The sequence below is a fragment of the Nocardia sp. NPDC002869 genome (assembly GCF_046764065.1).
GTDB classification, from domain to species: domain Bacteria; phylum Actinomycetota; class Actinomycetes; order Mycobacteriales; family Mycobacteriaceae; genus Nocardia; species Nocardia rhamnosiphila.
On record NZ_JBKOOL010000010.1, the window covers coordinates 1 to 25,970 of the forward strand.

15 protein-coding genes and 2 pseudogenes are annotated in these 25,970 nt (G+C 63.1%); 12 read left to right on the forward strand and 5 right to left on the reverse strand.

Annotated features, from left to right (window positions below):
- The first annotated feature begins 179 nt into the window (after nt 1-179).
- Nucleotides 180-809, forward strand: a complete 630-nt coding sequence (locus ACLML9_RS03015) for a TetR/AcrR family transcriptional regulator (protein WP_411944009.1) — start codon at nt 180-182, stop codon at nt 807-809.
- A 107-nt stretch (nt 810-916) separates the two neighbouring features.
- Here the strand turns inward: ACLML9_RS03015 and ACLML9_RS03020 are convergent.
- A pseudogene (locus ACLML9_RS03020) lies at nt 917-2,107 on the reverse strand (ATP-binding cassette domain-containing protein); the annotation flags it as partial.
- 625 nt (nt 2,108-2,732) lie between these two features.
- A complete protein-coding gene (locus ACLML9_RS03025) occupies nt 2,733-2,960 on the reverse strand; it encodes a hypothetical protein (RefSeq protein WP_411944010.1) in 228 nt (75 codons plus the stop codon).
- A gap of 867 nt (nt 2,961-3,827) precedes the next feature.
- On the opposite strand from ACLML9_RS03025, the gene ACLML9_RS03030 reads away from it, so the two are divergent.
- Together ACLML9_RS03030 and ACLML9_RS03035 are read left to right on the forward strand one after the other, a co-directional pair.
- On the forward strand, nt 3,828-5,831 hold the full coding sequence (locus tag ACLML9_RS03030; RefSeq protein ID WP_411944011.1) for an ATP-dependent nuclease: 2,004 nt from the start codon (nt 3,828-3,830) through the stop codon (nt 5,829-5,831).
- Nucleotides 5,831-7,351 (forward strand): UvrD-helicase domain-containing protein, encoded by a 1,521-nt coding sequence (locus tag ACLML9_RS03035; protein WP_411944012.1) that lies wholly within the window; start codon nt 5,831-5,833, stop codon nt 7,349-7,351. Before ACLML9_RS03030 ends, ACLML9_RS03035 begins: the two co-directional genes overlap by 1 nt.
- Nucleotides 7,352-7,483: 132 nt before the next feature.
- Here ACLML9_RS03035 and ACLML9_RS03040 read toward each other — a convergent pair whose 3' ends face one another.
- The gene (locus ACLML9_RS03040) at nt 7,484-9,025 is read right to left on the reverse strand and encodes a zinc-ribbon domain-containing protein (protein ID WP_411944054.1); all 1,542 of its coding nucleotides are present in this window, start codon (nt 9,023-9,025) and stop codon (nt 7,484-7,486) included.
- Between the two features lie 600 nt (nt 9,026-9,625).
- Nucleotides 9,626-9,832, reverse strand: a complete 207-nt coding sequence (locus tag ACLML9_RS03045; RefSeq protein ID WP_411944013.1) for a hypothetical protein — start codon at nt 9,830-9,832, stop codon at nt 9,626-9,628.
- 67 nt (nt 9,833-9,899) lie between these two features.
- Between ACLML9_RS03045 and ACLML9_RS03050 the strand changes: the two are divergent.
- Both ACLML9_RS03050 and ACLML9_RS03055 read left to right on the forward strand, forming a co-directional pair.
- Nucleotides 9,900-10,092, forward strand: a pseudogene (locus ACLML9_RS03050) (IS481 family transposase); the annotation flags it as partial.
- Nucleotides 10,093-10,136: 44 nt separating this feature from the next.
- A complete protein-coding gene (locus ACLML9_RS03055; RefSeq protein WP_411944014.1) occupies nt 10,137-11,204 on the forward strand; it encodes a GIY-YIG nuclease family protein in 1,068 nt (355 codons plus the stop codon).
- A gap of 140 nt (nt 11,205-11,344) precedes the next feature.
- Here the strand turns inward: ACLML9_RS03055 and ACLML9_RS03060 are convergent, their stop codons facing one another.
- The gene (locus ACLML9_RS03060) at nt 11,345-12,676 is read right to left on the reverse strand and encodes a competence protein CoiA (RefSeq protein ID WP_411944015.1); all 1,332 of its coding nucleotides are present in this window, start codon (nt 12,674-12,676) and stop codon (nt 11,345-11,347) included.
- 1,235 nt (nt 12,677-13,911) lie between these two features.
- Here ACLML9_RS03060 and ACLML9_RS03065 point away from each other — a divergent pair.
- The 7 genes from ACLML9_RS03065 to ACLML9_RS03095 all read left to right on the forward strand — a co-directional run bounded on the left by ACLML9_RS03065 (nt 13,912) and on the right by ACLML9_RS03095 (nt 25,384).
- On the forward strand, nt 13,912-15,513 hold the full coding sequence (locus tag ACLML9_RS03065) for a type I restriction-modification system subunit M (protein WP_411944016.1): 1,602 nt from the start codon (nt 13,912-13,914) through the stop codon (nt 15,511-15,513).
- The gene (locus ACLML9_RS03070; RefSeq protein ID WP_411944017.1) at nt 15,506-16,711 is read left to right on the forward strand and encodes a restriction endonuclease subunit S; all 1,206 of its coding nucleotides are present in this window, start codon (nt 15,506-15,508) and stop codon (nt 16,709-16,711) included. The genes ACLML9_RS03065 and ACLML9_RS03070 overlap by 8 nt, the downstream gene beginning before the upstream one ends.
- Nucleotides 16,702-19,875, forward strand: a complete 3,174-nt coding sequence (locus ACLML9_RS03075) for a type I restriction endonuclease subunit R (RefSeq protein ID WP_411944018.1) — start codon at nt 16,702-16,704, stop codon at nt 19,873-19,875. Before ACLML9_RS03070 ends, ACLML9_RS03075 begins: the two co-directional genes overlap by 10 nt.
- Before the next feature lie 70 nt (nt 19,876-19,945).
- Nucleotides 19,946-21,349: a PIN-like domain-containing protein gene (locus ACLML9_RS03080; RefSeq protein ID WP_411944019.1), complete on the forward strand. Its 1,404-nt coding sequence runs from the start codon at nt 19,946-19,948 to the stop codon at nt 21,347-21,349.
- A 1,087-nt stretch (nt 21,350-22,436) separates the two neighbouring features.
- The gene (locus tag ACLML9_RS03085; RefSeq protein ID WP_411944020.1) at nt 22,437-23,315 is read left to right on the forward strand and encodes a hypothetical protein; all 879 of its coding nucleotides are present in this window, start codon (nt 22,437-22,439) and stop codon (nt 23,313-23,315) included.
- Nucleotides 23,316-23,463: 148 nt separating this feature from the next.
- Nucleotides 23,464-24,441, forward strand: a complete 978-nt coding sequence (locus tag ACLML9_RS03090; RefSeq protein ID WP_411944021.1) for a hypothetical protein — start codon at nt 23,464-23,466, stop codon at nt 24,439-24,441.
- A 4-nt stretch (nt 24,442-24,445) separates the two neighbouring features.
- Entirely contained in the window at nt 24,446-25,384 is a 939-nt protein-coding gene (locus ACLML9_RS03095; protein ID WP_411944022.1) for a phosphotransferase family protein, read from the forward strand.
- Nucleotides 25,385-25,970: the final 586 nt, after the last annotated feature.

The window sequence follows — 25,970 nt, forward strand, 5'->3', positions numbered from 1 at the left end:
TCCAAGAAGAAGCCGTAATACCCGTGGTTCTCGTAGGTGTCGGGATTTCAGCCGTGGGCTAGCCCGAACCCCGGGGTTGACTTGGGGCTAGTGGTGAGTCGATCGACTCACCACTAGCCGAACATACCGACCGCCGGAAGGTGAGTCAACCGGCTCACCTTCCTGCCATACTGGGCTTCATGTCCCAGGAACCCTCCGCGTATCACCGGCAGGTCGCCGCGACGAACCGCGCGGCGATCCTCGACGCCGCCACCGGCCTGTTCCTCGAATCCGGCTACGACCGGACCTCGCTGGCGCAGGTCGCCAGGAACGCCGGCGTCTCCAAGGCCACCCTGTTCAAACAGTTCCCGACGAAGGCGGAGCTCTTCGAGGCGACGGTCCTCGCCGCCGGCGACCTGCCCGCGAGCGAACTCGTCGACCCGCCGACCGGGGACTTCCGCGCGGGCCTGGTCGCACTGGGGACGGTCTACGGGGAACTGCTGTCCCGCCCCCGGATGGAGGACCTCATCCGGACGCTGATCGCCGAGTCCCACCGGTTCCCGGAACTCCGCGAGCGGACGTTCGACTTCGGCACGCTGCCCGTCTTGGCCGCGCTGGGGCGCTACCTGCGGGCGGAGGCCGCGGCCGGAACAGCGCGGGTCGACGATCCGGACACGACGGCGGCGCAGTTCCTCGGCATGATCTCCACCGTCGTCTTCTGGCCGCGGCTCGTCCACGGCGGCCGGCCACTCGGCGAGGACGAGACGCGCCGGGTGATCGACGAGGCGGCGCAGACGATCGTCGCGCGCCACGGAGTGCCGGGGAGCTGATTGGCATGTGGGGTTGCGCCGCCTGGTAAGCCACGGCGGCCGCTATGCCGCGTTCTGGGCGATATCCCAACCACTGCCAGCCATTGAGTAACTGTCTGGGCCATCAACTCCTCGGAGCCCATCGCGCGCACGTCCACACCGCCGATTCGTACCGCGCCGGAGTCCACGTCGTAGAACCGGGCGAGTAGTTGCAGCATGGTGCTCTTTCCCGCGCCTGACGGGCCGACGACGGCCAGCCGCTGCCCTGGGGGCACTGCCAGGGACACGTTGTCGAACACCTGCCGGTATCCGTGTCGGAAGCAGACGGACTCGAACTCCAGGTCATGGCGGTGTGGCCGGACGGGATCGGCAGCCTCCGGCAGCGGTTCGGTGTGCAGCAGCGTATCGAGCCTGGCCAGCACGGCGCGCGCGCCACGGAGCTTAGCGCCGATATCCGACAGTGACAGCAGCGGATCGGCGCAGCGGGCGGCCAATACCAGGATCGCCAAGAGCTCTGCCGCTCCGATTTCGCCGCCGACGGCGAAATAGGTGCCCAGGACGAGTAGGGCTGTGAACATCGCCTGCACCGTGAGGGCGAGGCCGATGACGCCGGGTAGTGCGGACACCATCGACCGCCGCGATGCGCGCTGCAGTTCGTGGAGCGAGTCGTCGAGTAGCGCGAGGCGCTCAGTGGTTCGGCCGCCCGTCCGCAGTACCGGCTGTGCCTGGAGATACTCGATGACCCGTTCGGCGGCTGCGACGTCGCGTTCGGAGCTCTCCGCATCGGCGGCGGCGGTTGCGTGGGCCGTCCAGCCGCTGATCGCCGCCACGATCGGCGCGGCGAGGAGCGCGGCCACGCCCAGCGGCCAGTTGTATGACAGCAGGACGAAGACGATCGTCAAGGGGGTCACCGCGACGAAGAGGAACGGCGCCAGCAGATGTGCGATAACGCTCATGGCCTCCAGGACGCCGCGACTGGCCAGCACCGATATCTCGGAGAGTAGTGCGCGGGCGAGTGCGATGCGCTGGGCCTCACCGCCGGAGAGCCGGGTCTGCGTGCCGAGCACGGTTTCGTAGCCGTGAGGCAGTTCGAGAATGCGATCGTGGATGTTCGCCAGCCGGGCGGCGCGCACGACCTCGGCGCGGTCGGCGCGGGGTACCGCCAGCGCGATATTGTCGGCGACCGACGCGCGTAGCAGGCGAACATCCTGGAAGACGAAGGCGACGTTCCGGTACAGCGCATCGCTGTCGATGTTCCGCAGATCGGTCCCACCCAGCATGACCGACCCGTGCGTCGGATCGAAGAAGCGTGGCAGTATCGGCTACGGATATGCTGCGCGCCGGTATCCGCTTCGATCTCGGAACAGCTCCCGCCCCGTGATATTTCGACTGCCGCCGTGCCGGGCGCAGGGGTGCGGCGCCGATGGCCCGGGATGGGCGTCGACCGGGATTCACCGGGCCCGTGTCGCACCGTCCAGGTGGCGGGCCATCAGGGGTGAGGTATCGGCCGCCGGCGCCCGCCTGTGTGTCGGAGAGACAGCCCACGCCAGTGGCATCCTCGGGTTCACCGATCGCCAGGCGAGGCGGCCTCGATGTCGCCGGCCTGGAACCCGCCTGCGGGCTTCGGAAGCACTCGACGCCGCCGGTGAGCACCACGTCGCCGTCCGGCGGGCCAGTGCATCAGCGGCAACGTGAACAACGGCACCGCAGCGTTGAAAACGAAAACCACGGCGAACCACTTTCGCCCGCAACAGTTCCGGATCCAGCAACGGACGATTCCCTCGCCACTGGCCGACAACGAACCCCGTCGACACCGTGACTGCAACGGCCAGGCATATGCCGGTCCACGACGGCCAACCCGACTCCCGGCCCACCGAGAGCGGGTAGATCAGCAGTGCGGTGCCTGTCATGATCAGACTCGCGCTCAGGATGGGAACGGGGCGTTCAGTGGCGCCGTATGCGCCGGTAGCCGCCGGGAACCAGCCGGCGCGGCCAGCCCGATCGGTAGACCAGGAAGATCCGCCGCCACCCGAGTCCCGCGACATCAGCGGCGAGCAGCAACCCGCCGACCAGGGGGCCGAGTGGCGACGCGGTCCCCATGACCGCCCCGTACCAGCTCATCGCACCCGTGCGCTGTGCGGTGGGAAGTCCCGTCTGGATGATCGACAGCACCTGCGGCCCCAGTACGCCACTCCCGACGCCAGTCGAGTGCGGTCATCACGTATCGGTCCAGGAGTCTGCCGGCCTCGCCGACCGTTGATGTGCCGTACAGGACATCGTCGCGGGGGATCGGGGCCGGTCCCGGCGCCTTCGGCAGTGGGCCGCGAATCAGCTGTTCCAGTGGCGCCTGCGGGGGAATCAGCGGGGGATCATCGCAGACCGATCGTGCCCCGTGCACTGCCCAGCAGGGTTGGGGATTGTCGATCCTGGCAGATCTGTCAGAAGTCCTTGCAGGTGGATGGCATTTTTCAGGTCACCCCCGGGTGTTCGAGTTCGCGCGAACACACGGCACGCAAATGCGGCAAATCTGATGTGCATCTGTGCGCGAGGGGGGACTTGAATCCCTCAGTGCGGCAGATTTACCGATTCAGTGTGTTCGATCACATCGAACGGTAGACGATGTTGATCGAGAGGATCAAGCGCTGGTCTGCTGTGGCGCACGGTGGTTGTAGATCCTGGTGTCTGTTCTGTCGACTACTTCAGTCTGCGGTGACCGGTGCTGCGGTGGCTATCTGTGTTCAAGCCGGGGTCGGGCGCGGTGGAAGTAGCGTGGCGGTCACAGGTTCGTGCCCTCGGCAGGACAAAAACATGGACAACTGGAAAGCACCTGGTCCTCGCAGGTAAGTATCCGATCTGAAGGATTGCGGCGGCCCGCGCGGTCTGCGCTACCAATCCGATGTTTCGCAGCGCTTCAGCCGGGCAACGCCGTGGCCCGGCTGAAGCGCCTTTTTCAGTCCGTGATTTGAGGTAGCCTGCTGCAGGGGCTGTGTCGGGGCGGCTCGTCGATATTGGTGCGAGTTGGCGTTGCGAGGGGTCGTCGTGCATCTGCGTAAGTTCCGCGTGGAGGGTTTCCGGGCGGCGGCGGCCTCACCGGTGTTCGTAGAGTTCCCTGGTCGGTTCAGCCTGTTAGTCGGGTCGAACGGGGTCGGGAAGACCACGATCAACGACGCGATCTATTGGGCGCATGTTGAGCGGTTCCCACAGCTGCAGCAGCCGGATGCGTCGGTGCTTGGTCCGGCGCCTCGGAGCATCGACGTGGAGTACGCGATGGAGACCGACCCGGCTCATGAGGGTGCGCTGGGTGCGGCGCGGCAGGCAATGGGGTTGGGCGCGCCTTTGTGGCGGCGGACGCTTGAGCGGTCGTTGGGCCGGGTGCGGGCGGCAGGCGTCGACTCTACGGTCGACGGGCATGAGCAGGTTCGGCTCGTGTACCTGCCTGCGTTGAGAAACCCGGTCGATCAGCTGTCGCGGCGCGAGACCAGGGTGTTGCTGGAGCTGATGCGCGCCGAGCAGAAGCGCAACCCCGCAGGCGGGTCACTCGCTCAGGTACGTGCGCAGGCAGAGCGTCTGTTGAAGAAATTGACGACCCAGCAGCTGCTGCTGGATGTGCAGGGGCGCATCGCGGAGAACTTGAAGGACGTGACGAGCGGCGTCCAGGAGCACTTTGCGTTCCTTGGTACGCAGCGCGTCGACGATGCGTATCTGGGTCGGGTTCTTGAGTTGTTGCTGGCGACGACGGCGAATGCGGACCAGGCTCGCCGTCTCGAGGGCGCGAGTCTCGGGTACGTGAATCTGCTTCACATCGCGGTCACACTCGCTGGCATCCCGGACCCGTCGAAGCCGCCGGCCGGTCCGCCGCTGCCTGCTCCAGGCACTTCAGCAGGCGACCAGGACGCCGAAGTCGGCGAGGAACAGCCGAGGCAGCGGGGTGTGCAGGATCGGAAACTGACCGAAGAGGAGGCAGCCGACGCGGCGCGGAAACGCATCGCGGAGGCCGATGAGCTGGCCGAGGAGCAGCAGGACTCGTTCTGGCCGGATCTGTTCCATGCAACTGTCCTCATCGAGGAGCCCGAGGCGCACCTGCATCCCCAGCTGCAGCACGGGCTCATCCGGTACCTGCGGGCGAGCACGGTCGAGCGTCCGGATCTTCAGGTCATTATCTCGACGCATGCCGGGGAAATGGTTTCAGCGTGCAAGCCGGACGATTTAGTTATCGTCCGCCGTGACGCTACCGGCAAGGTCCTCACGCGGATGATTGCGAACATCCCCTGGGATCCCGTGATGGGTCGCAAGGTTCGCCGGATGACGGAGTTACATCTGGACGCGAGCCGGTCGGGTGCGCTGTTCGCTGAGCGGGTGGTGCTGGTCGAGGGCGTCACGGAGGCAGCATTGTTGCGGTCGTTCGGGCGGGCGTGGGCCACGGGAGACAACGGCAAGCGCGCGTTCATCGACGCGTTGGCGGTCGTATACGTCGGCCACCGAGTCGGCGCGTGGCCGGTTCACCTGTTGGCAGAACCGGGGCACGAGTTGACCCGGCAAGTCGCTCTGCTGTGTGACACCGATCAGCGTGGTGACCCGATGCCCGGTCCTAAGCCGCCACCGTGGCATGCTCACTTCGCAGGTTCTGCTCATGTCCGCGTGTTCTGGTCTGCGCCGACGCTTGAGCCGACGCTCGTCACGGGCAATGAGACCCTCATCGAGCAGGCACTGAAATTGTGCAACAAGGAGCTTGGTGAGGTGCCGACAGCCACGAACGTCGACGACTTCTTCCGCAAGGAGAACAACAAGCGCGCCAAGGGGGAGTTCGCGTTCGAGCTGGCCGGCCAAGTCGAGGATAACCTGGACACCACGGTTGTACCGGCGCAACTGATCGAGCTGTTCGACTGGCTCTGGAACGACCACGCTTTGCCCGCGACCGTATCCGCTACAGAGGTCGCCGGGACCGGCCTTGCGTCGGGCGCCGTTGCGCCCGCTGAGGGCGTCGGGCGGACCGAGTTCGCCGCTGTGGGTGCCGAGCAGATCGAGAACGACCTGCTGTTCTGATGGGTATTAAGCTTAAGGACACGCAGGTACTGGCGGCCGCCGCGGACGATCCACTCGTCAACATTCTGTCCGCGCCGGGGTCCGGAAAGACGACCGTGGCAGCGGAGCGGTTCGGCTATCTGCACTACAAGAACCCGGACGGCCGGCGCGGAATAATTGGGCTCAGCTTCAATAGGACGGCGGTCGGGGAACTCCGAAGCCGGATCGCTGCCCGATGGGGACGCCCGGCGCTCGCGTTCCCAAACCTAGTTACCACCTTCGACGACTTCCACGTCCGGACGATGAAGCACCTGCTCCGCCTCGGGCTCCTGAAGTGGTCGAGCGGTCATCATGAGGTCGACGTCATCGACGACTACTCTAGCAAACCTGGATACCAGTGGATCGCCGTCAAAGGCTGGCTGCGGATCGCGAGCTGCAAACTCGATGGGACCGTTTGCAGCAACAGCATCCGCGCGAAAAGGCCGACCTACGGATTCGGCAAGGCGGGTGATCATCGGAAAGTCCTGGAGGATGGCTGCGTCAGCCATGACGACGTAAGACATATTCTGCATGCCGCGTTGGATTTGAACGGGATCCAGGACGCTATCGATGACTGGATGGTAAAGAACTATCGCCACATAGTTGTCGACGAGATCTACGACGCTGACGAACTCGACCTCCACGTAGCCTCCCGAGCAGCTCTGCTGGGGATCGGGATAACCGTCGTCGGCGACCCCTGGCAGGCGCTATACGACTGGCGCGGCGCCACCCCTGCGAAGGTCAAGAGCAAGCTTCTGGACAAATACGAGTTCACGAGTTTCCACCAGCCAAAGTCGTTCCGCTTCGAGTCCGAGCAGATGCGGGAGCTCACCGACCGGCTCCGGGCCGGCAAACCAGTCGACCTGCCGCCGATTACGAGCGACGCGGTCGACATCGCATTGGCACGCCGCTGGGCCGAGTTGTGGAAAGTCGGCGACAACATCTTGCCGCTGGCATTCCGATCAGGATTCACCAGCGAAATCGACGCGGTCCTCTGCCTGCTGCTCGATATCGCGACTGGATCAGGGATCGGGTTGCCCGCGTACGGTCGGAACAACGCCTTGATCCGCCTTGGTATGGCCGACGATGGCCTAGAGGATTTCCGCGACGCGATCCTCCGTCCAGCTCTGGAGGAGCTGGTCGCAGACCTACCGGCAGGCGAGGTTCTCGAAAGACTTCGGGTCCGAACCGAGGAATCCGGAAGGAAGCGGCCCCGCAGGGCAAATGATGAGACCACCAGAGAAGGTGAACTCGACCTTCTCCGTGCCCGGCTGAAGCGTCGGGACCTCATCCCCGGACTGACCGTCCACCAAGCGAAGGGGCGCGAGTGGAACCGCATCGGGCTTGCGCTGAATCACGAGCAGGAGGGCATGCTCGCTCAAGGTCTACGCGAACTTGAGCCAGAACACTGTGTGCTCTATGTAGCCCTGACCAGAGCGAAACACATCTGCGGATCGTTACGGAGTCCGCACGAACTCGATCTGAACGAGACGACCCGCTAGACGGTGTCTCCGTGTGGGCGGCGGCTACCTGGATGACGGCGAGAGTATTGGGTGGCGACGCCGCTGCAATACCCTCGCCCGCACTCCGGCCCGGCTCCACCGCGGATCGGAGTGCGTCGGTGGTGCTGGGCGTCAGTGCTGGGTGCGATACATAGGCTGCCTACGCCCGCCCGGCGCCATGATTTGACTACCTATCCACACCGCGATCGAGGCTGCTGTTTCAGAAAGTGCGGTCGATGACTGTCGGCGAACCTGCAGCAGACGTGGACTATCCAGTGCTAGGTCCGGTAGATCGCCTTCTCTCACTCGCACAATGTGGTATCCGGCTTGGATCAAGGACCGTGTCTTCGCGGTGTCTTTATCAATCTTGTTTCGATGCCAGTATGCACCGTCGTACTCGATCAGGACGTCGAGGCCATTGGAGCACACGCGGATATCGACTCGTGAGCTATTGAACGCTCCCCATCGAACAGGTATGCGCGCGTCGTGTTCTACCTCATCGAAGATTTCCTTGAGGGCAGCGAAGAGTTCCTTTTCCGGTCCGGAGGCCGAACACTTTGGACATCCGGTTCGTGGATGGACCGCTCGTGTTCGAACTACTGCACGCCATTCGTGTCCCAAATCGCACTGCCACCAAGCTTGTGTCTGCGTCGCGTAGTAGACGCCTGAGGGTTCTATCGCGTTCAGCTTTGGATGCCACTGGGCCGCCACTGCTGGTGCACGGCTTTCCAAATCATTGATGCCCCTGACTACTTGACTTCCATGGCATACGCCGCAACCGGTCCCTCCGAGTGCACGGCTGTTGATTGTGGCTTGGAACGTGTGGCCACATAAACCCAGCCAAGATACCTTCAACTCGGATCCAGCGGTGACCCGGTCGAAAGCGACCGGTATGTTGAGCTTCGGATGCCACTCTGCGGCGATCGCCGGATGAGTCGTGGAAAGGTCGTTCACCCCTGGTAGCACTTGGTGACCAGCGCAGACCGCGCATCCGTTTCCACGGCGACGCTGATCGACGGTGGCGGTGTACGGATGTCCGCACTTGCCGAGCCACCAGATGAGGCGTCCAGTGCCGGCGGTCACGTCGGTCGCCGTGAGTTCGCCATTGAGATCAGGATGCCAGTCGGCAGCGAGGACGGGGTCCAGTGTCGCGAGATCATTATGGCCCTTCAGTACCGTCTGCCCAGCACATATAGCGCAACCCCTCCCGCTTATCGTTCGTTTCGAGATGGAATTCTCATATTCGTGGCCCTGAGGGCAGAGCCACCATACCTTTTTGTCCGAGCCTGGGGATACCATTTCTGGCGTCAGATCATTTCGAGTGGGATGCCAATCCTTGGCTATATCGAGACGGCTGGTTGCGAGGTCGTTGATCCCGGGTTGGACTCGCTTGCCTGCGCATACCGCGCAGCCGCGGCCAGCAGTTCGATGTGCTGGGGTGGCTGGCCATTCGTGCATCCGCCCGTCCCCGGCCCGGTGGTACCACCAAACCTTAGTGCTAGATCCGGTGCCCAAGGTCTTAAGCTCGATCGTGTTGTATCGCGGATGGTACTGAGCTGCGATGTCAGGGTGAGTATCCACCAAGTACGAACGAGGTTGCCGACCAGCACGTTTCGTTGATCTCAAACTGCCCGCTTCCCTCCACCCATCAGGGTTGGACTCTAGTTGCAGCATGCAGCAGATCGACAAGAATGCATCCACTACCAACTCATAGGCCGGTCCGGCGCCTCGCAGAGCCGCCACCGGCGGAGGCACGAGGTCGTGGGTCAGCGACCACGGGTCACATCATGCCTGACAACGAATTACACCCACGTCAGACGCCCTATAAACAGGCGCTGGGCGCCAGGACGCGGTGAGCTGACCGTTCAGCCACCATGGCCGCCGCCTCCCTTGGACCGATGCATGCATCGCCGAGCTCGAACCGGTCGTGCGACGAAAACCACAACCCGCCGGGAGCGACACGGTAAGCACCGGGCATCGGTTTCCTGCCGGATCCACGCCCCTGGTCCAGAGGCAACCCGCCGACCAATGGTCGTTGCGTTCGCGGGTGGTGGCCGACGAGGATCGTACCCGTCCGGTTCACCCTGCTCCGGACACACGAAAGCCCCTGCCGCTCAGGACTGGGCAGGTGTTTTCGTAGTGGGTCCCATGGTGATCACCTCGGAGTGAGCTTCCCCCGGGGCTCACCACGGCCGGCCGGGAATTCGATCCGGCCTACGGCGAACTCGTTGCAGCATTGAGGCCTCTGTGGCTCGCGTCACTGACCTGGCAGTCCTACACACCAATGCCGATGCCGTCGGAGTTCTTCAAGCCCGGCGCGATGGTCCTGTTTACAGGGAAGTGTGCGGCAACGACGATGTTCTTCATGACCGGTTGACCGAGCTGCTGACGCCACGAGCTGCTGCTCTGGCGGTCCTCGCCGCAGCGGCAACCGGACATCACGATCTCGCGCCAGAAGTCGGTGAGAAGCTGTTCTTTCATCTTGTTGCGCTACTGGCCGACGACGTCGACAACGGCGGTATCGATAACGTGTAGCCGTCGGTCCACCCGAATCGAGCATCTACGCAGGACCAGGAAGTGGTGGGCACGCAGGATCGCGCTGGAAGCGGCGGCTGACAGCACCGCTGTCTCAGTGCGCACCGTGGCCGCCATGTGGCCCAGCTCGGGGCTGAATCCTGCGTCGCTACCTGGACCCGAACCGCGAACCGAACCGGGCGCCACGCCGCATCATCGCCCGCCGGCTGCAGGAGGACAACGCCACCGTGCAGTTGAGCTGGCCGGGCACATGTCGGTGGCCATCTGTAACCTCCTCCCAAATACACCATCAAATGATCGGGGGCAATTGTTCAACCACTCAACAGGTTTCGTATACGCCCTGAGTAATCCAACGATGCCTGGCCTCGTCAAGATCGGCATGACCGAACGCTTGATAGCCAACCGCGCAGGTGAGCTCCAGTCAACAGGCGTGGCCCTTCCATTCGACGTCGAGTACGGGATGATGACCTCCCACCCGAAGAATGTAGAAGCGGCAGCTCACGAGATCCTCAGGAACCACCGGGTAGCACCCAACCGAGAGTACTTCCGAGTCTCGGTCACGGAGGCTATTGCCGGTATTCAAGCGGCAGCGGTGCGATCGGCAGGCATCGATCGTTGGGCCGCTGAACGTGTGCACGACATCTGGTGCGGAGACAGACTTACGCTCGCCATGCGTGCCGGCCAACTGCTGATCGTTATGTATTATCCCGACGGCCACGCGCTCCTTGAAAACAAACTGGACATTCTCGACGTTTGGGAGGCGCACTCCGACGGGGACCGGTTGGAGCTGATGGGAGCAAGTCACCCGGAACACGTCGTAGGAATGACCGACGACAGTCCTCATAACCTGGACGACCCAATACCGCATCTCGACCATGCGGGCAAGATCAAAAACGCATTCATCAATGGCAAGGACCGATTACTGCCTGGCGAAAAACTCATATGGTTGTCCGGCGGACCCGAGTGGCGATCAGTCCAGTGGGTCATGTTCGAAATTTGCGACTATTGCCAAGTCATCGGTCGCACCTGGACTCCGAAGACGGCGACCGACGGTTCGGTGCGGGCACCACTTCTGCTGAATATGCCCGAACATCTACCGCGCACAGTGCCGCTGACTATGAGACGAGCTATCAAAGAGGCGAAGGCCAGTACCGCTGTCCCTGGCAACTGGATCCCCCGTTATGGCGACGAGCCACTCCGGTTCGGTGCAATGCCGTTGTCGAGCGACCAATGGTTGCGTGGCTTGATACCGCAGGTCAAAGCTCGACGACGTAGTCAACTCTCCCACCCGATCGATGCCCTGCGCCGGAGCTTGTAAGAGTTGTCGAGGTCGTCCACCCCCGGCGTTCTTCATATCGCCGTCGGGCCGTTGCCGGGTACAGGGTGCGTCGGAGGTGGGCGTCTGTGCTGAGTTCGATGCATACGCTGCCTACGCTCGTACGGCGCCATGAGCGCATGTCAGAACAGGAGCAGCTGGTCGGTGTCCGGACCTTTCTGCCGGTTGACCCGATGAATATGAGCCCGATCGCCTGTGATCGCTGACGCGGCTCGCGAACTGTTCGATGGTGTTGCTGGATCGTGTAGAGGAGCGGCAGGTCGCCTGGTTGCTGATGGCTGATAGTTGCCGCTATGAGGCGCCGGGGGGCAGCTCGGGATTTCTCCAGGAGCGGTGTCTGGCGAGAGCGTGTGGCTGCAGTTGACGCAGGTGAGCGGTTGCCGAATATTCCGGGTTCGCCGGAATTGAGGGGCGTCGGTGTATGCCGGGAGATGGCCGTTTTTCACGAACGTGTTCTGGAGCCGGACCCAGCGCAGGTGAGCGAGCGCCTCGGGGTCGGCGATGGATGGGGGTCCGGTAGTGCCGACCACAGTCGGGACAGGACTGGCGGTCCGGGAGGGATCAATGTGCACCGGGTCGGTCGCGGGAGTGGGGTGATCGTGCTGGTTGAGGCGATGCTGTCGACGTGTTCTCAGGAGTTCGCGTTCGTGGTGTAGCGCGTCGGTCAATGACTGGTGCAGCTGGGTGGGGATCGCGAGGCCGCGCGGTGTCAAGGTGAGATCGTCGAGTCGGCACGGATGCGCGAGCAACTCGTCGTAGACGCACGGCGGCAGGTGCGGCACCTGGTGTGTGGCATTATCCTCGCTCGGCGGTTCTGGCCATAGGGTTCGGTGCGGTGCCCCGATCATCACGGAAGCGGACTGCTGGGCGGGATCCAATGTCCACAGGTGTTGACGGCAGTCGGGATCGCTGACCACGATCCAGTGCGGACGGCTGGTGGGATGCCAGAACCAGACATCGACGACTCCGTTACGTCGGTAGTCGTGATGCCTTTGGCTCCACTCCGCATCAGTCAGCGGCCCCCCTTGGACTTCGAGAGCTACTTCCCGGCGGTCGGCGAATACGACGCGGACATCGGCGCGGCGTTCCCGCCGGGGCAACCACACCTCGGTATCGGCTTCGACCACACCCGGCTGACGGAGAGCCCACTCGGCCAGCACTGCCTTGCCGGTCAGATGCCACAGCGTCTCAGGATGATGCCGGCCGCCGACGGGCGCGAACCCGGGTGGATGGGCGAAGTGCGGTCGGCGCTGCCCGCCCACGCGGGCGCGGACCACCACGGGCACTTCGTTGCCGAACTCGGTGAAACAGGCGGCGCATACCAGCGACCTGTCACCGGCGAGGCTTTTGCGCCTGAAGTCGTGTACGTGCGGGTCGGCGGGATCTGTCGGCGCGCAGACGTACTGCCCACACGAGAGATCGAGCGCGACGGTGAGCTGGTCGGAGAAACCCACTCGGACACCCCTGTCGAATAGACGATGAGCCCTCCGGCAGACGCGGGAAGGCTACGGAGGGCCGCTCTATCCGAGAAAAAATGGGTTCGGCTGAATTCAGTTCAAAGAGCCTGGACCGGCTGAAGTATCTGTATGGGTATGAACGCCGAGTGGGTGTGAAGGTTTGAGTAGGTGCCGTGCGGCCTGTGACTCCAGGCTACGGCGGTGCGAGACGTCTGTCGAGAAAAACTGTTGCGCAACAACTTCGACAACCTCCCGTCTGACAACACCGCCGCGTAGATCCCAACCCTGATCGAGGATCACGTAGCCCCGTGGGGCCGCACCAAACATCGACTGCTTATCATGCCCACTTCTCGTTCTCGGCCATCGTCACCGGGCCGGCCAAGCTGGCCGCCATGGTGCAGGGTGCCGGTGGGAGCCCACTTTTCGGGGCTGGGGGTGCGGATGTTGGCGGATGAGTCAGGATTTTGGGCGCAGGGTAGGACTTGAATCACTCAGTGCGGCAGATTTACCGATTCAGTGTGTTCGATCACATCGAACGGTAGACGATGTTGATCGAGAGGATCAAGCGCTGGCTTGCTGTGGCGCACGGTGGTTGTAGATCTTGGTGTTTGTTCTGTCGGCTACTTCTGTCTGCGGTGACCGGTGCTGCGGTGGTTATCTGTGTTCACGCCGGGGTCGGGCGCGGTGGAAGTAGCGTGGCGGTCGCAGGTCCGTGCCCTCGGCAGGACACACAAAACATGGGCAACCGAAAAACGCCTGGTCATCGTGGATTCGTACACGATCTAGCGATCCCGGTTCGCCGGTACCGATACTATCGGGTCCCATCTCCGCTGTGCCCACGGCGGGGCACTGCGGAGATGGGGAACACGCGCGCCTTGGGTATCTGTTGCGGGTACCGGCTCGCTTCCGGCGCCTGATGCCGCCGCTGATACTGCCCGAGGACGAGTCGGCGGGCGTGCTTGTCAGCCCCTATCACCAGTCGCGCGAACAGTGCACCCCTCCGAGTCGACCGAGCACTGGTTCGATGCCGGTGTAGACAAACGACGTATGCATCGACCAGGAGCTTGTATCTGTCGGCGGGCACTGCCGCGCGGCGAAGGCGCGGATCTTTTTTCGCGATCTTCGACGACGGGCGCTGTGCCGGAGTCGAAGTCAAGGGTGCGGGTGGTGGGTTGTTCCGGCTCCTCGCGGATCGTGTCACCGGTATCGGGGGTATACGGCAGGATAGCAGCGTGCCGCCGAAGAAGAAGCAGGCTCAGAGCCTGGAAGAGACCCTGTGGGGCGCAGCCACCGCGCTGCGGTCGTCAATGGATGCCGCTGAGTACAAGCACGTTGTGCTCGGTCTCATCTTCCTCAAGTACGTCTCGGACACGTTCATGGTCCGCTACGACGAGCTAGCCCGACTCGTGAATGACGAATCGTCGGACTACTTTATGCCGACCGAGGAAGCGAAGCAGTCGATCCTTGAGGACCGAGACGAGTACACAGCCGAAGGTGTCTTCTGGATCCCCGAAGGCCACCGCTGGTCCGACTTGCGCAAGGCAGGGAAGCAGCCGGACATCGGCGGCCGCATCGACAAGGCCATGGAGGCCATCGAGCGCGAGAACCCGAGCCTGAAGGGCGTCCTGCCGAAGAACTTCTCCCGGCAGGAACTCACGCCGGAGATGCTCGGCGGTCTCATCGACGTCTTCTCTCGATCCGACCTTGCGGCCGAGGAGCACAAGGACCTCGATGTTCTTGGCCGGGTTTACGAGTACTTTCTCGGGAAGTTCGCCGGCGGCGAGGGTAAACGCGGCGGCCAGTATTATACCCCGCGCTCTGTGGTGCAGCTGCTCGTCGAAATGCTTCAGCCGTACCATGGTCGGGTCTTCGACCCTGCGTGTGGATCGGGAGGCATGTTCGTGCAGGCCGATAAGTTCGTCCGGGCGCACGGAGGCACGCACGCTGACATTTCCGTGTACGGCCAAGAGTCTGTCCCGACCACGTGGCGACTTGCGAAGATGAACCTTGCGCTGCGTGGCATCGAAGCGAACCTCGGCAGCGAGTGGGGCGATTCCTTTCACTCCGACAAGCACCCCGACCTGCGCGCCGACTTCGTGCTCGCGAATCCGCCGTTCAACGACGACGAGTGGCGCGGCGAGAAGCTCCGCAAGGACCCTCGTTGGAAGTATGGCGTGCCGCCGCTCCAAAATGCGAACTTTGCCTGGGTTCAGCACATGCTCCATCACCTTTCCCCGACCGGGACGATGGCCACTGTTCTCGCGAACGGCTCCTTGACCAGTGAGCAGAACGGTGAGGACAAGATCCGAAAGGCTCTGGTTGAGAAGGACCTTGTCGAGTGCATCGTTGCGATGCCGCCGCAGCTCTTCTTCGGTACCGGTATCCCTGTCTGCCTCTGGTTCTTGACGAAGAACAAGAAGGGCGTGCCGAACGGTGCTAAGACCCGACCGCGCAACGGCGAGACGTTGTTCATAGATGCCCGTCAGATCGGCTTTATGGAGACCCGCACGGTGCGGGCCTTCACGGACGATGACGTCAATAAGATTGCGGATGCTTACCACGCTTGGCGCGGCACCGAGACCAGCGACGGCCAGCCGTACGAGGACGTCCCCGGCTTCTGCAAGGCTGTCAAGACTGACGAGATCGCCGACCACGGCTACGTGCTTGCGCCGGGTCGCTACGTCGGTTCGGAAGCGGCAGAGGACGACGGCGAGCCTTTGGGCGGGAAGATCGCTCGTCTGTCGGCGAACATCCGAGATGGCTTCAAGGAGCGGGAAGCGCTCCAGTCAACGGTACTCGCGGCGTTGAATTCACTGGTGGTGGCTGATGAGTGAGTGGCGGTCGACGACGCTCTCGGATCTGTGTAGGAATGGAGTGATTCAGACAGGGCCGTTCGGTAGTCAGCTTCATGCTGAGGACTACACGGATGTCGGCGTTCCTGTCGTCATGCCGGTGAATCTTGTCGGCGGACGTATTAATCCATCGGGTATTGCTCGAATCTCTGGCGAGGATGTGGACCGGCTTAGCCGACACAGGATGCAGCCGGGTGACGTCGTCTACTCGCGCCGTGGAGACATCACCCGATGCGCCCTGATCACTGATCATGAGGAGGGGTGGCTATGCGGGACCGGATGCCTGCTCGTTAGGCCGAGCCCCGACATCTGCCACCGTTGGTTATTTTACTGGCTTTCGACGCCGACGACCCACGACTGGCTGATCCGGCACTCGGTCGGGGCAACGATGATGAATCTCAATACGAACATCTTGTCGGCGCTCCCAGTGGACCTCCCGCCGCTCGTCGAGCAGAAGCGGATCGCCTCGGTCCTCGGCGCATTCGACGACCTTATCGAGACGAACCGGAAGTTGATTGATCGACTGGTTGAGACAGCGCGCGCATCCTTCAAGGTCTTTGTTCCGACCGCTGCAGAGGTGCTCACCTACGCCGATGTCGTTGACGTCGGTGGCGGCGGCACGCCGAAGACCCAGGTTCCCGAGTTTTGGGGCGGCAACGTCCACTGGGCGACGCCGAAGGATATGACGGCACTGCCGTCGCCGTTCTTGTTCGACACCAGTCGCCAGATCACGGACGCTGGACTTGCATCCTGTTCGTCGGCTCTTTATTCCATCGGCTCCATTCTAATGACATCGCGCGCGACGATTGGAGTATTCGCACTCGCGCAGGTCCCAACGGCGGTGAACCAGGGGTTCATTGTTGTCACGCCGCGCTCAGAGGTTGACCGCACGTACGTCCTGTTAGAAATGATGTCGCGCGTTCCGGACTATTTGAACCACGCCAACGGCTCGACGTTCCTTGAGATTTCGCGTGGGAGGTTCAAGGCGCTCCCCGTGGTCTGGCCGTCGGACGCCGACCGCGAACGGCTCCACCGAGACGTGTCCCCGCTGCTGGTCGAGGCCGCGGCTTTGCAAGTCGAGATTGCCGACCTTATCCGGACGCGTGACGAACTCCTTCCGCTCCTAATGTCTGGCAAAATCCGTGTCGACAAGGCGCTGGAGGTGGCCTTATGGCCGTGATGACCGAGGGCGACCTTGAACAGATCGTCCTGAATGACCTCGCCGAACTCGGCTGGATGGTAGTCCATGGTCCCGACATCGCACCGGGTGAGCCGCACGCAGAGCGCACGGACTACCGCGACACGATCCTCGAGTCCAGAGTCGCCTCCGCTGTTCGCCGACTCAACCCCGACCTCCCACCAGATGCTGTCAACGACGTCATCAGCACCATCAAACGCGCCGAGTCTCCGCTCGTCGAGTCCGAGAATTGGCGGGCTTACAACTTTCTGATCGAGGGTGTGCCCGTCGAGTATCGAGATGCCGGGGGGACGTTGCGGAACGCCCGCGCCTGGCTGATCGACTGGAGCGACCTTGAGAACAACGATCTCGCCGCAGTCAACCAGTTCACGGTCAAGGGGCCGAAGCACGAGCGGCGGCCGGACGTTATCCTCTTCGTCAATGGTCTGCCGATGGCGTTGTTCGAGCTCAAGCGTCCCGGCAAGGAATATGCCTCGGTCAAGGGCGCGTACCGGCAGACCCAGACCTACAGGTCGCAGATCCCCGACATCTTCAAGTGGAACCAGGTCACTGTCGTCTCGGACGGCCTGTCAGCCAAGGCGGGTTCGTTCTCCGCGCCGTGGAACCATTGGGCACCTTGGAAGACGATCGATGGCACCGAGAAGGACCCGAAGCATCCGGCCGGCTACAAGCTCCCGCAGCTCGAGGTTCTCACCCATGGGCTCTTCAGGCCCGACGTGTTCTTCGACCTGTGTCGCAATTACATCGCGACCTACGGTGACGGCGAGAACACCCGAAAGTCCGTGGCGAAGTACCACCAGTACTGGGCGGTTAAGAAGGCGGTCGACCAGACGCTGCGTGCAGTCGGCGGGGACGGGCGTATCGGTGTCGTGTGGCATACGCAGGGTTCCGGCAAGTCACTGGAGATGGCGTACTACACCGGCAAGGTCATGCGCGATCCCGGCATGGAAAACCCGACGGTCGTGGTACTTACCGACCGCAACGACCTCGACGACCAGCTGCTCGACGAGACCTTCGCGTCGTCGAAAGTGGGGTCGCCACTACCCGAGGCACCGGTCCAGGCCGACTCGCGGGCGCACCTGAAGGAACTCCTGGCAGGCCGAGAGTCCGGCGGGATCATCTTCACCACTATCCAGAAATTCGGGCTCTCCAAAGCTGACAAGGAGGCTGGGCGGAAGTTCCCGCTGTTGTCGGACCGTCGCAACATCGTGGTGATGGTCGACGAGGCCCACCGGTCAAACTATGACGTCATCGACGGTTTCGCCCGGCACCTCAGAGATGCAGTGCCGCGCGCCAGCTTCATCGGCTTCACAGGCACGCCGATCGACGGACGCGACCGCTCTACGCCGGAGATCTTTGGCGAGTACATCGACGTCTACGACATGACCGACGCCCAGGAGGATGGCGCGACGGTCAAGGTCTACTACGAGCCGCGCCTCGCCCGAATCGAGCTCCCCAAGGATGCCAAGGAGCAGATCGACGAGGAGTTCGAGGACATCGTCGAAGAGACCGACGACGGCGTCGATGAGCGTCTGAAGTCGAAGTGGGCAAAGGTCGAGGCGATCGTCGGCTCCGACAAACGGATCGCCGAGGTGGCTACCGATATCGTCGAGCACTGGGAGCAGCGCCGCGAGGTCCTGCTCGGCAAGGCAATGATCGTGACGATGTCCCGGCGGATCGCGGTCGACTTGTACGACGCGATCGTGAAACTGCGACCGAAGTGGCATGACGAGGACGACGACAAGGGTGTTATCAAGACGGTCATCACCGGCAGCGCGACCGATCCCGCGGAGTTCCAGCCGCACATCCGTAACAAGCAAGCCCGGAACGCCATGAAGGCCCGAGCGAGCGACGCTGACGACCCTCTGGAGCTCGTCATCGTCCGAGACATGTGGCTCACTGGCTTCGACTCGCCCCCGATGCACACCATGTACATCGACAAGCCGATGCAGGGCGCATCCCTGATGCAGGCGATCACCCGGGTGAACCGCACATTCAAGGACAAGCCCTCCGGTCTCGTCATCGATTACATCGGCATCGCCGAGAACTTGAAGAGCGCCCTGAACACCTACACAAAACGCGACAAGGAAAGCCGCGCCGTCGGCGACGACGTCCGGCGGTCGGCCATCCCGGAAATGCTAGCGGAGCACAGCGTGGTGTCGGACCTCCTGCATGGCATCGACTGGCTCACGATCCTCGAGTCCGGCGGTGATAAGGCGTTCCTGCATGCCGTGGCCGCGACCGTCGACCACCTCCTCGAGTCTCAACGCAACCACGACGACGCCTCTCGCGGCGAGCACGGAGAGTTCGAGGGGGAGGGGCACACCCTCAAGCAGCGGTTCATGGCCCATACGCGCCGACTTAAGCAGCTGCACGCCCTTGTGCCGACATCTGCCGAGGCGAAGACGATTCTGGACGACGTGGCGTTCTTCGATGCCGTGCGCCAGTCCATCGCGAAGATCGAGGGCTCAGACCGCGACTCGGCCGACGAGGACGCCGCACTGGACACGGCGGTGCGCCAGATTGTCAGCCAACACATGACTGGCTCCGGCGTCATTGACATCTACGACGAAGCCGGTATCGGCAAGCCGGACATCTCGCTCATCGACGATGCGTTCGCCCGGCAGTTCGAGACCGCCGCGAACAAGAACCTACAGCTTGAGATGATCCGCAGGCTGATCACGCAGGAGGTCAAGGTCGTCGAGAAGCGCAACGTCGCCGCAGGGCGGCAGTTCTCGGAGATGCTGTCCGAGGCGCTAAACCGGTACCAGAACCGCACGATCGACGCGGCAGAGGTTGTCGCTGAGATCGTTGAGATCGCCAAGCAGATCAAGGCGCAGCGAGAGCGCGGCGAGGAGACTGGCCTGACTGAGAACGAGCTCGCCTTCTACGACGCACTATGCTCGAATGCTGCTGCCAAGGTTGCGATGAAAGACGAGACCATGCGCCAGATTGCGCACGAACTCGCCGCAATCGTCCGCAACGACGCAAAGACCGACTGGAACGTCAAGGAAACCGTCCGGGCGAAGATGCGAACCCGCATCAAGCGTTTGCTCCTGAGGCGCGGCTATCCGCCCGACCAGGAGGTCGCGGCTACAGACTTGATCCTCCGGCAGGCCGAGGTGATGGCAGGATCGCCCGACTGATGAGGCGCGCAAAGTGTTGCGGTTCATCGACACAAGCACAACATGAACTGATCAGGGGTGGAGGCTCCGCATGGGACGCAATCTGACCGATGGTTTCGGGCACTTCTATCGGCCAGAACCCGAAGATGTTCGGCACGCCTTCGAGCATGGGTTGATCGTACTCGATACGAATGTGCTGTTGAACGTGCTGCGTTACTCCTCGATTGCGCGAGAAGAGTTGCTTGGGGTTATCGAGAGCATCGGTGAGCGCTGCTTCGTTCCGCATCAGGTTGCGCTCGAGTACAACAGAAACCGAGTAGGCGTGGTTGCCGCGCGCCATAAAGAACTGGAGGAGGCGTCCGCCGACGTCGATGAGATCCGGGGCAAGCTGCGCGGACTCGTCGGGCGTATCAGAGACCGCCGAATGGTGTCGATGGAGGTTTCGCAGCACCTGGAAGCTTCAGTTGATGGAGTGATCTCGGAGTTCCGGGATGCCACGTCGCGGGCGATGGAACAGTACGACCTTGCCGCTCCTAACATGGTCGGCCAGGTTGATGAATGGACTAAAAGGCTGTCAACAGCTCTCGATGGTCGGGTTGCTGACGCCCCAACCGACGATATCCGGCAGGCGGATGCGAAGGAGGCGAAACGCCGTCGCGAGGAGAAGCTCGCGCCAGGCTTCAGGGACGAAGCAGGCGGTGACTACCTCTGGTGGGCAGAGGTCCTGCGTGAACCGACGCTGAAAGACCGCCCACTCCTCGTGGTCAGCGACGACGTGGCCAAGGGCGACTGGGTGTTCGAGCAGCACGGTCTCCGCGTTGGGCCCCACGAAATCCTGATCGACGACGTCATTAATGCAGGCGGTTCGGGGGTTTGGCTGGCGACTACGCGTGATCTGTTGAAGCTCGCAGAGGAATCAGGCCTGTCCGATGTGTCGGACGCAACGCTCGCAGAGTCCGAGAAGCTGTTGGGCGAATCGCGACCAGAATGGACGCTTGATGCGTACGTGGCGCTCATCACGACACTTGAGAGCGAGGGGTACGAGAGTCGCGTCCGTGTGATCCGGGAGGCGGCGGCACGGAGCGGCTTCCTCGGCCGCTCGGCGGTTTACGCGATAGCTGGCCTTGACGAGGAGGATCGGTCGCTTCGCCAGTTCGCGACGCCCGTGAGGCGGGCTTCGACTCAGCTGTCGCTGGCCGGCATTGTCGAAAGTACGACACCTGACGCGCTCGAAGCACAGTACGACGGACCGGGAAAAGCTAAGGGCTACTCGGTTCCGACAGAGTTCACTGACTTTGAGCCGCTGCTGCGCGAAGCAGAAGAATTCATCGCAGCGGAGGCGACGCTTGACTGGCATGTGCGTGATCAGGGGCGCGCCCACCTGCGCAGTGGCTTGAAGCGCATCCTCCTCGCGCACGATGATACTGAAGGAGCGGCGCACATCGCAGACCGGCTCTTGGCACGCGCCGAGCCATCGCACCGGGAGGGTGCCTAGTCGGACGCCGCGCGGTGGGCGGGGACGGTGAGCGGCATCAAGGTGCCTTTATTCATCGTGCTAATCACTGGACGGCGCTCACGGTGGTAGTCGGCGCACGCGATATCCGTTGTAGTGGTGGTCACCTAACTGATCGGTGCGGAAATGGGGACTTGGCTTGGGTCGCGGGCGGTTGGCGGCATCGGCGAATCTTGTTCTGATCCGCCACTATTGGGGCGTGCATCCGCCAATCGGCCGATAATTCAGTGCTCGCAGTCGTTGTGAGCGGGGGGGCTGTAGGTATTCGCACCACAGGCGAGGCAGGTATGGACACGGTGGTGTCCGCCGATCCGACGACACGGGATCACGGTGACGAGGGCGCGCCCGCAGCCTAACCGGTGTCCGGGCTGGGCAGAGTTGGGGCGACGGCTCGGTCCACTGCCCGGTGCGCACGTAGGGCCGCGTCGATTCGCACATGCGTTCGATTATGCAGGTTTGTGGTGGTTGTGCCGCGACTGGGTGACGCCTGTGTCTGACCGCACCACCTGTCACTTGATCAGGGCGTCTGTCACTGAGACACGCAGGTTGCGGCGTGAAGCGAAGTCGTGTGGCCGGGCTCCGACTCTGAGGTTTGGGAGGTGTCACCGGCCTGCTCGGCTCCGCAGCCGCCGTTGTCGTCGGAGATTCCGTGAGGGCACAGTTCACGGCGGCCGAGTCCGACGCCGAGCGCACTGGTTGGCGAAGTCCGATTGATCTGTCTGTGGGAAGATTTCGATGCTGTCAGCATTGATGTGATTGAGCATCACATCGGCCGTGGTGGATGGCGCTTCCGTGGCATGGCACGGGCCAGACCTGAGAAGGCGGCCCGTGCTCATGGGCACCTGACGCGGAGGAATGAGTTCTGCGGCGGACCGCCGCCGATTGCCGGGGGCGGGAAGAGAAGGTTTTTCGTGGCCGCGAGCGGATGTGGTGGTGCTCGCGACGCGTTCGGTGGAGTACGTCCTGGTGTGGAGGTTGAGGTCCCAGGCGCTGGAGACCTGTATCGTTGCTGAACCACATTGGGCGAGGCGCGTAAGGGAAATCGTTGTCCGATAGGTTGTTTCGCGCATTGCAGACGGTGCAGCAAAAGTATCTCCACGATCCGAACCTCAACGACGAGGCGTCGTTGAGAGATCGGGTGCGAGAGCTGGAACGGGAACAGGAACGCATCGCAGGGGAGGAGTGGGATCGGCTGGTTGAGGATAGGCGCCCGGGAACGCTACACGGTGTCGAGGCAGTCCAGAATATGCTGGCATTGCATGAGGCAGCGGAGGACCAGGTGATCGAACGTGAGATCGTCGCTCGGCTCCCAGTGCGTGCAGTGCACGAACATCGGCACAAATGGGCATATCTGGTCTCCGAGATCACGCCGCCGGTTGACCCCGAACTGATATACACCGGTGCCGGGAGCGCTCAGACGTGGCTGAAGCGGGCTGCAGCAGCTGGATTGGAAACCGAACGGGTCGATGACCCATGGGATTATCACGGACTGGATACGATCGAGGACCTCGCCCTCCCTCCTGACGTCTCGTGGACAGACGCAGATAAGAAGGCAGCGATGGAGGGCTGGATCGACGCCTTTGGCCTTGAACCGGGGCATTGGATTGAACTCGATTGGCCACCTGAGGCGAACCTCTGGTCACTGGGGCACCTATACCGGACCGAATTCGAGCCATGTGAAGCCCACGCTGAAGCCTACGATGATGTCAATGGTGACGAGTCCTACTTCGAGGACTGCACGGGTTGTAGCCAAGTCGAAGTGATCGTCGAAGAGATGGCGCAGTGGAAGTGGTCGACATCAGTAAACCTGATGAAGTTGTACTTCAGCTCGGAAGGCGAGGAAATCGACCGGCGGGTCGATCGAGACGGCAGTTTCGAGATCTGCACCATGGAGCAGGATCCCCGGGACATCGTCATCGGACCGCCCGGTCGCGGTAGCCGCTGGTAAGCCGCGGGGATGTTCTCGACAGGACTAGATTAAAAGCCGAGACATTCTCGATCGGGTCGCGGCCGTGGGGCTCCGTTTGGCGCCCTCGGGGCCGGGCAGACGGCGAATCCGCGGTGGGGATGCTCGGTCATTGGATAGGGTGTTTCGGGTGTTCAGCGTGGAGATGAGCCGCCGCATCGAGGTGAGGCAGGGACTGTCTTCACCGGTGCGGCAGGCTCAGGGGCTGGCGCCGATCACAGTGGCTTCGGTCACGATGCGGGTGGGTTTCTCGTTCGCCGACGACCAGCTCGACGCTCCTAGCCGGTTTGTCGATACCGATCTGCTCGACGAGGTTCTCGACGAGTACGCGAGCCGCTTGTCGGCCGAAATTTGGACTGAGTTGTTCGAGCACAGGCCGACTTTCGAGCGCGTTGCTCAGACCTTGTACCGGGAGTTGATACAGCGGATCCCGCAACTGGTCTACGTGACTTTGGTCAACGACACGGCAGGCGTGGCCACCACTTACCAGGGTGGGGCGGGCTCTGGGGGTAGGGGTGTGCTGGTGGTGATCCGCGGGAATTCTGCTTCGGGGAAGTCCTCGACTGCCGTGGCGGTTCAGCGGCGTTTCGACCATAGCCGCTGTGCAGTGGTCTCGCAGGACACCGTGCGGCGCAACGTGCTCCGCGGGTTCGACGAGCCCGGGGGGTTCAATATCGATCTCATCGAGCAGATCGCCAGGTCATGTCTGGCTCGGGGGATGGTGGTGATCGTGGAGGGCATTCTCGATGCCAACCGTTACGGGCCCATGCTGGAACGGCTCGTCACTTCGGCGGGCCGGCCCCTGTTGTACAGTTTCGATCTCACCTTCGCTGAAACCCTGATCCGGCACGCCGGGCGGCCTCAAGCCGCGCCGATTCCACCGGAGCAGATGGCCGACTGGTACCACGGATGGCAGCCGCTGCCATTCGCCGACGAGACCCGCATCGACGCCACCTGGGCCCTTGATGCCATAGTCGACCGGATCTACCACGACATCGAACACGAATTGGCCGGCGGCGGCCAACCCGAAGGATCTGCCGTCGGCTCCGAGCCTCCAGTCTCAGGGATGAAATTCGATGGTGAGGCCGGTCTGGACGCTGCACGATGATCCAATGACCGAGATCGAAGCCCCGGTGTCCCGGATCCGGTGGAGCGGTGTACCGGTGGCGGTGCGCGCCGAGATCGAGGAACGGTTGGGTGCACGAGTGCGTTCGGCATCGACCCAGCCGGGAGGGTTCAGCCGCGGAATGGCTTCCCGGCTGGTCTTGGTCGACGGTCGCACCGTGTTCGCCAAGGCCATCCCTACCCAGGAAGGGTTCGCCCACCGATACCGCGTCGAGGCCGAAACCGCGGCGCAATTGCCACCGCAGATCGCGGCCCCGGCACTGCGGTTCACCCTGGAGACCGACGGGTGGCTCGTCCTGGTATTCGACGACATCGCAGGCAGGCATCCTCGCTTCGATCCGCCGGCGGAACTAACGGCGGTCCTCGCTGTGATCGAGGACCTGGCACGGACGCTGACCCCGAACCCACTGGCAGGGGTCCCGACCCTGGCCACCGAGTACCGCCCGAAACTTTCGAGCTGGCGGGCGTGCGCCGAGGATGGCCCGCCCGGCGACATGGACGGTTGGGCGCGCCGGAATCTGGATCGGCTGGCAATCCTCGAGTCGCGATGGGAGGCTGCCGCGGTGGGCGAGACGCTGTTGCATACCGATCTCCGCGCGGACAATATGCTGCTGCGCCCGGATGGCACGGTCATGGTCGTCGACTGGTCGTGGCCGTGCGTGGGCGCAGCCTGGGTGGACCTGGTGTTCCTGGCCCCCGCATTGACCCAACACGGGGTCGACCCCGAACCGATCCTGGCGTCGCACCCCCTCACCCGCGACATCGATCCCGCCGCGATCACCGCCATGGTGTGCGCACTGGCCGGATACTGGACCCGGGAGAGCCACCGGTCCCCCGGGGCACAGTCGCCAGCTCTGCGTCGACATCGAATAGAAGCCGGCCGCGCGGCGATCGCGTGGCTACAGCGGCGAGTCGGCTGGAGATAGCCACAGCGACTGCGCTGCGGTCGGCGCCGAACAGCTGCTATTCGGGTTCGGAGAGTCCGGGCCGCTGGTCGTGGCCCGGCGAGCTTGGATTGATGAGGGCCGTGCCTTATGCGACGCGAGTGGCTGGTGGCCGACTGACTGATCAGAGGGGTGGTAATGGAGAACGTGACGCTGACCGCGGCGGACGGCGTGGTGCTCGACGCTGCTGCGCACGCTGCGTCGACGAACGCGGGTCGTGGTGCGCGTGGTGCGCGTGGTGCTGGTCCATGGGATCACTGTGGACAAAGACGAGGGCGCCATGATGTTCGTCTGCCTGGCCGACCGACTGGCGACAGTGGGTTCATGTTGTGCGGAGGCGGCCACGGAACCAGCGGCGGCGCGTCGCGGAATGTGACGATTGCAGGGAGTGCCTGGACCCGCAGGCTGCGGGGGAATACACGCAGAACCGGTTTGCGGGGCCGTTGTCGGTGGTGGCTGTCAGTTTCGGTGCGGTACCGACCGCGTTGCTGCTGCCGTGGCTCGCTGCGAGTCCGGACCGTCTGGTGTTGTGGAACCCGGTTCTCGACGTGCACCACACGTTTGTCGA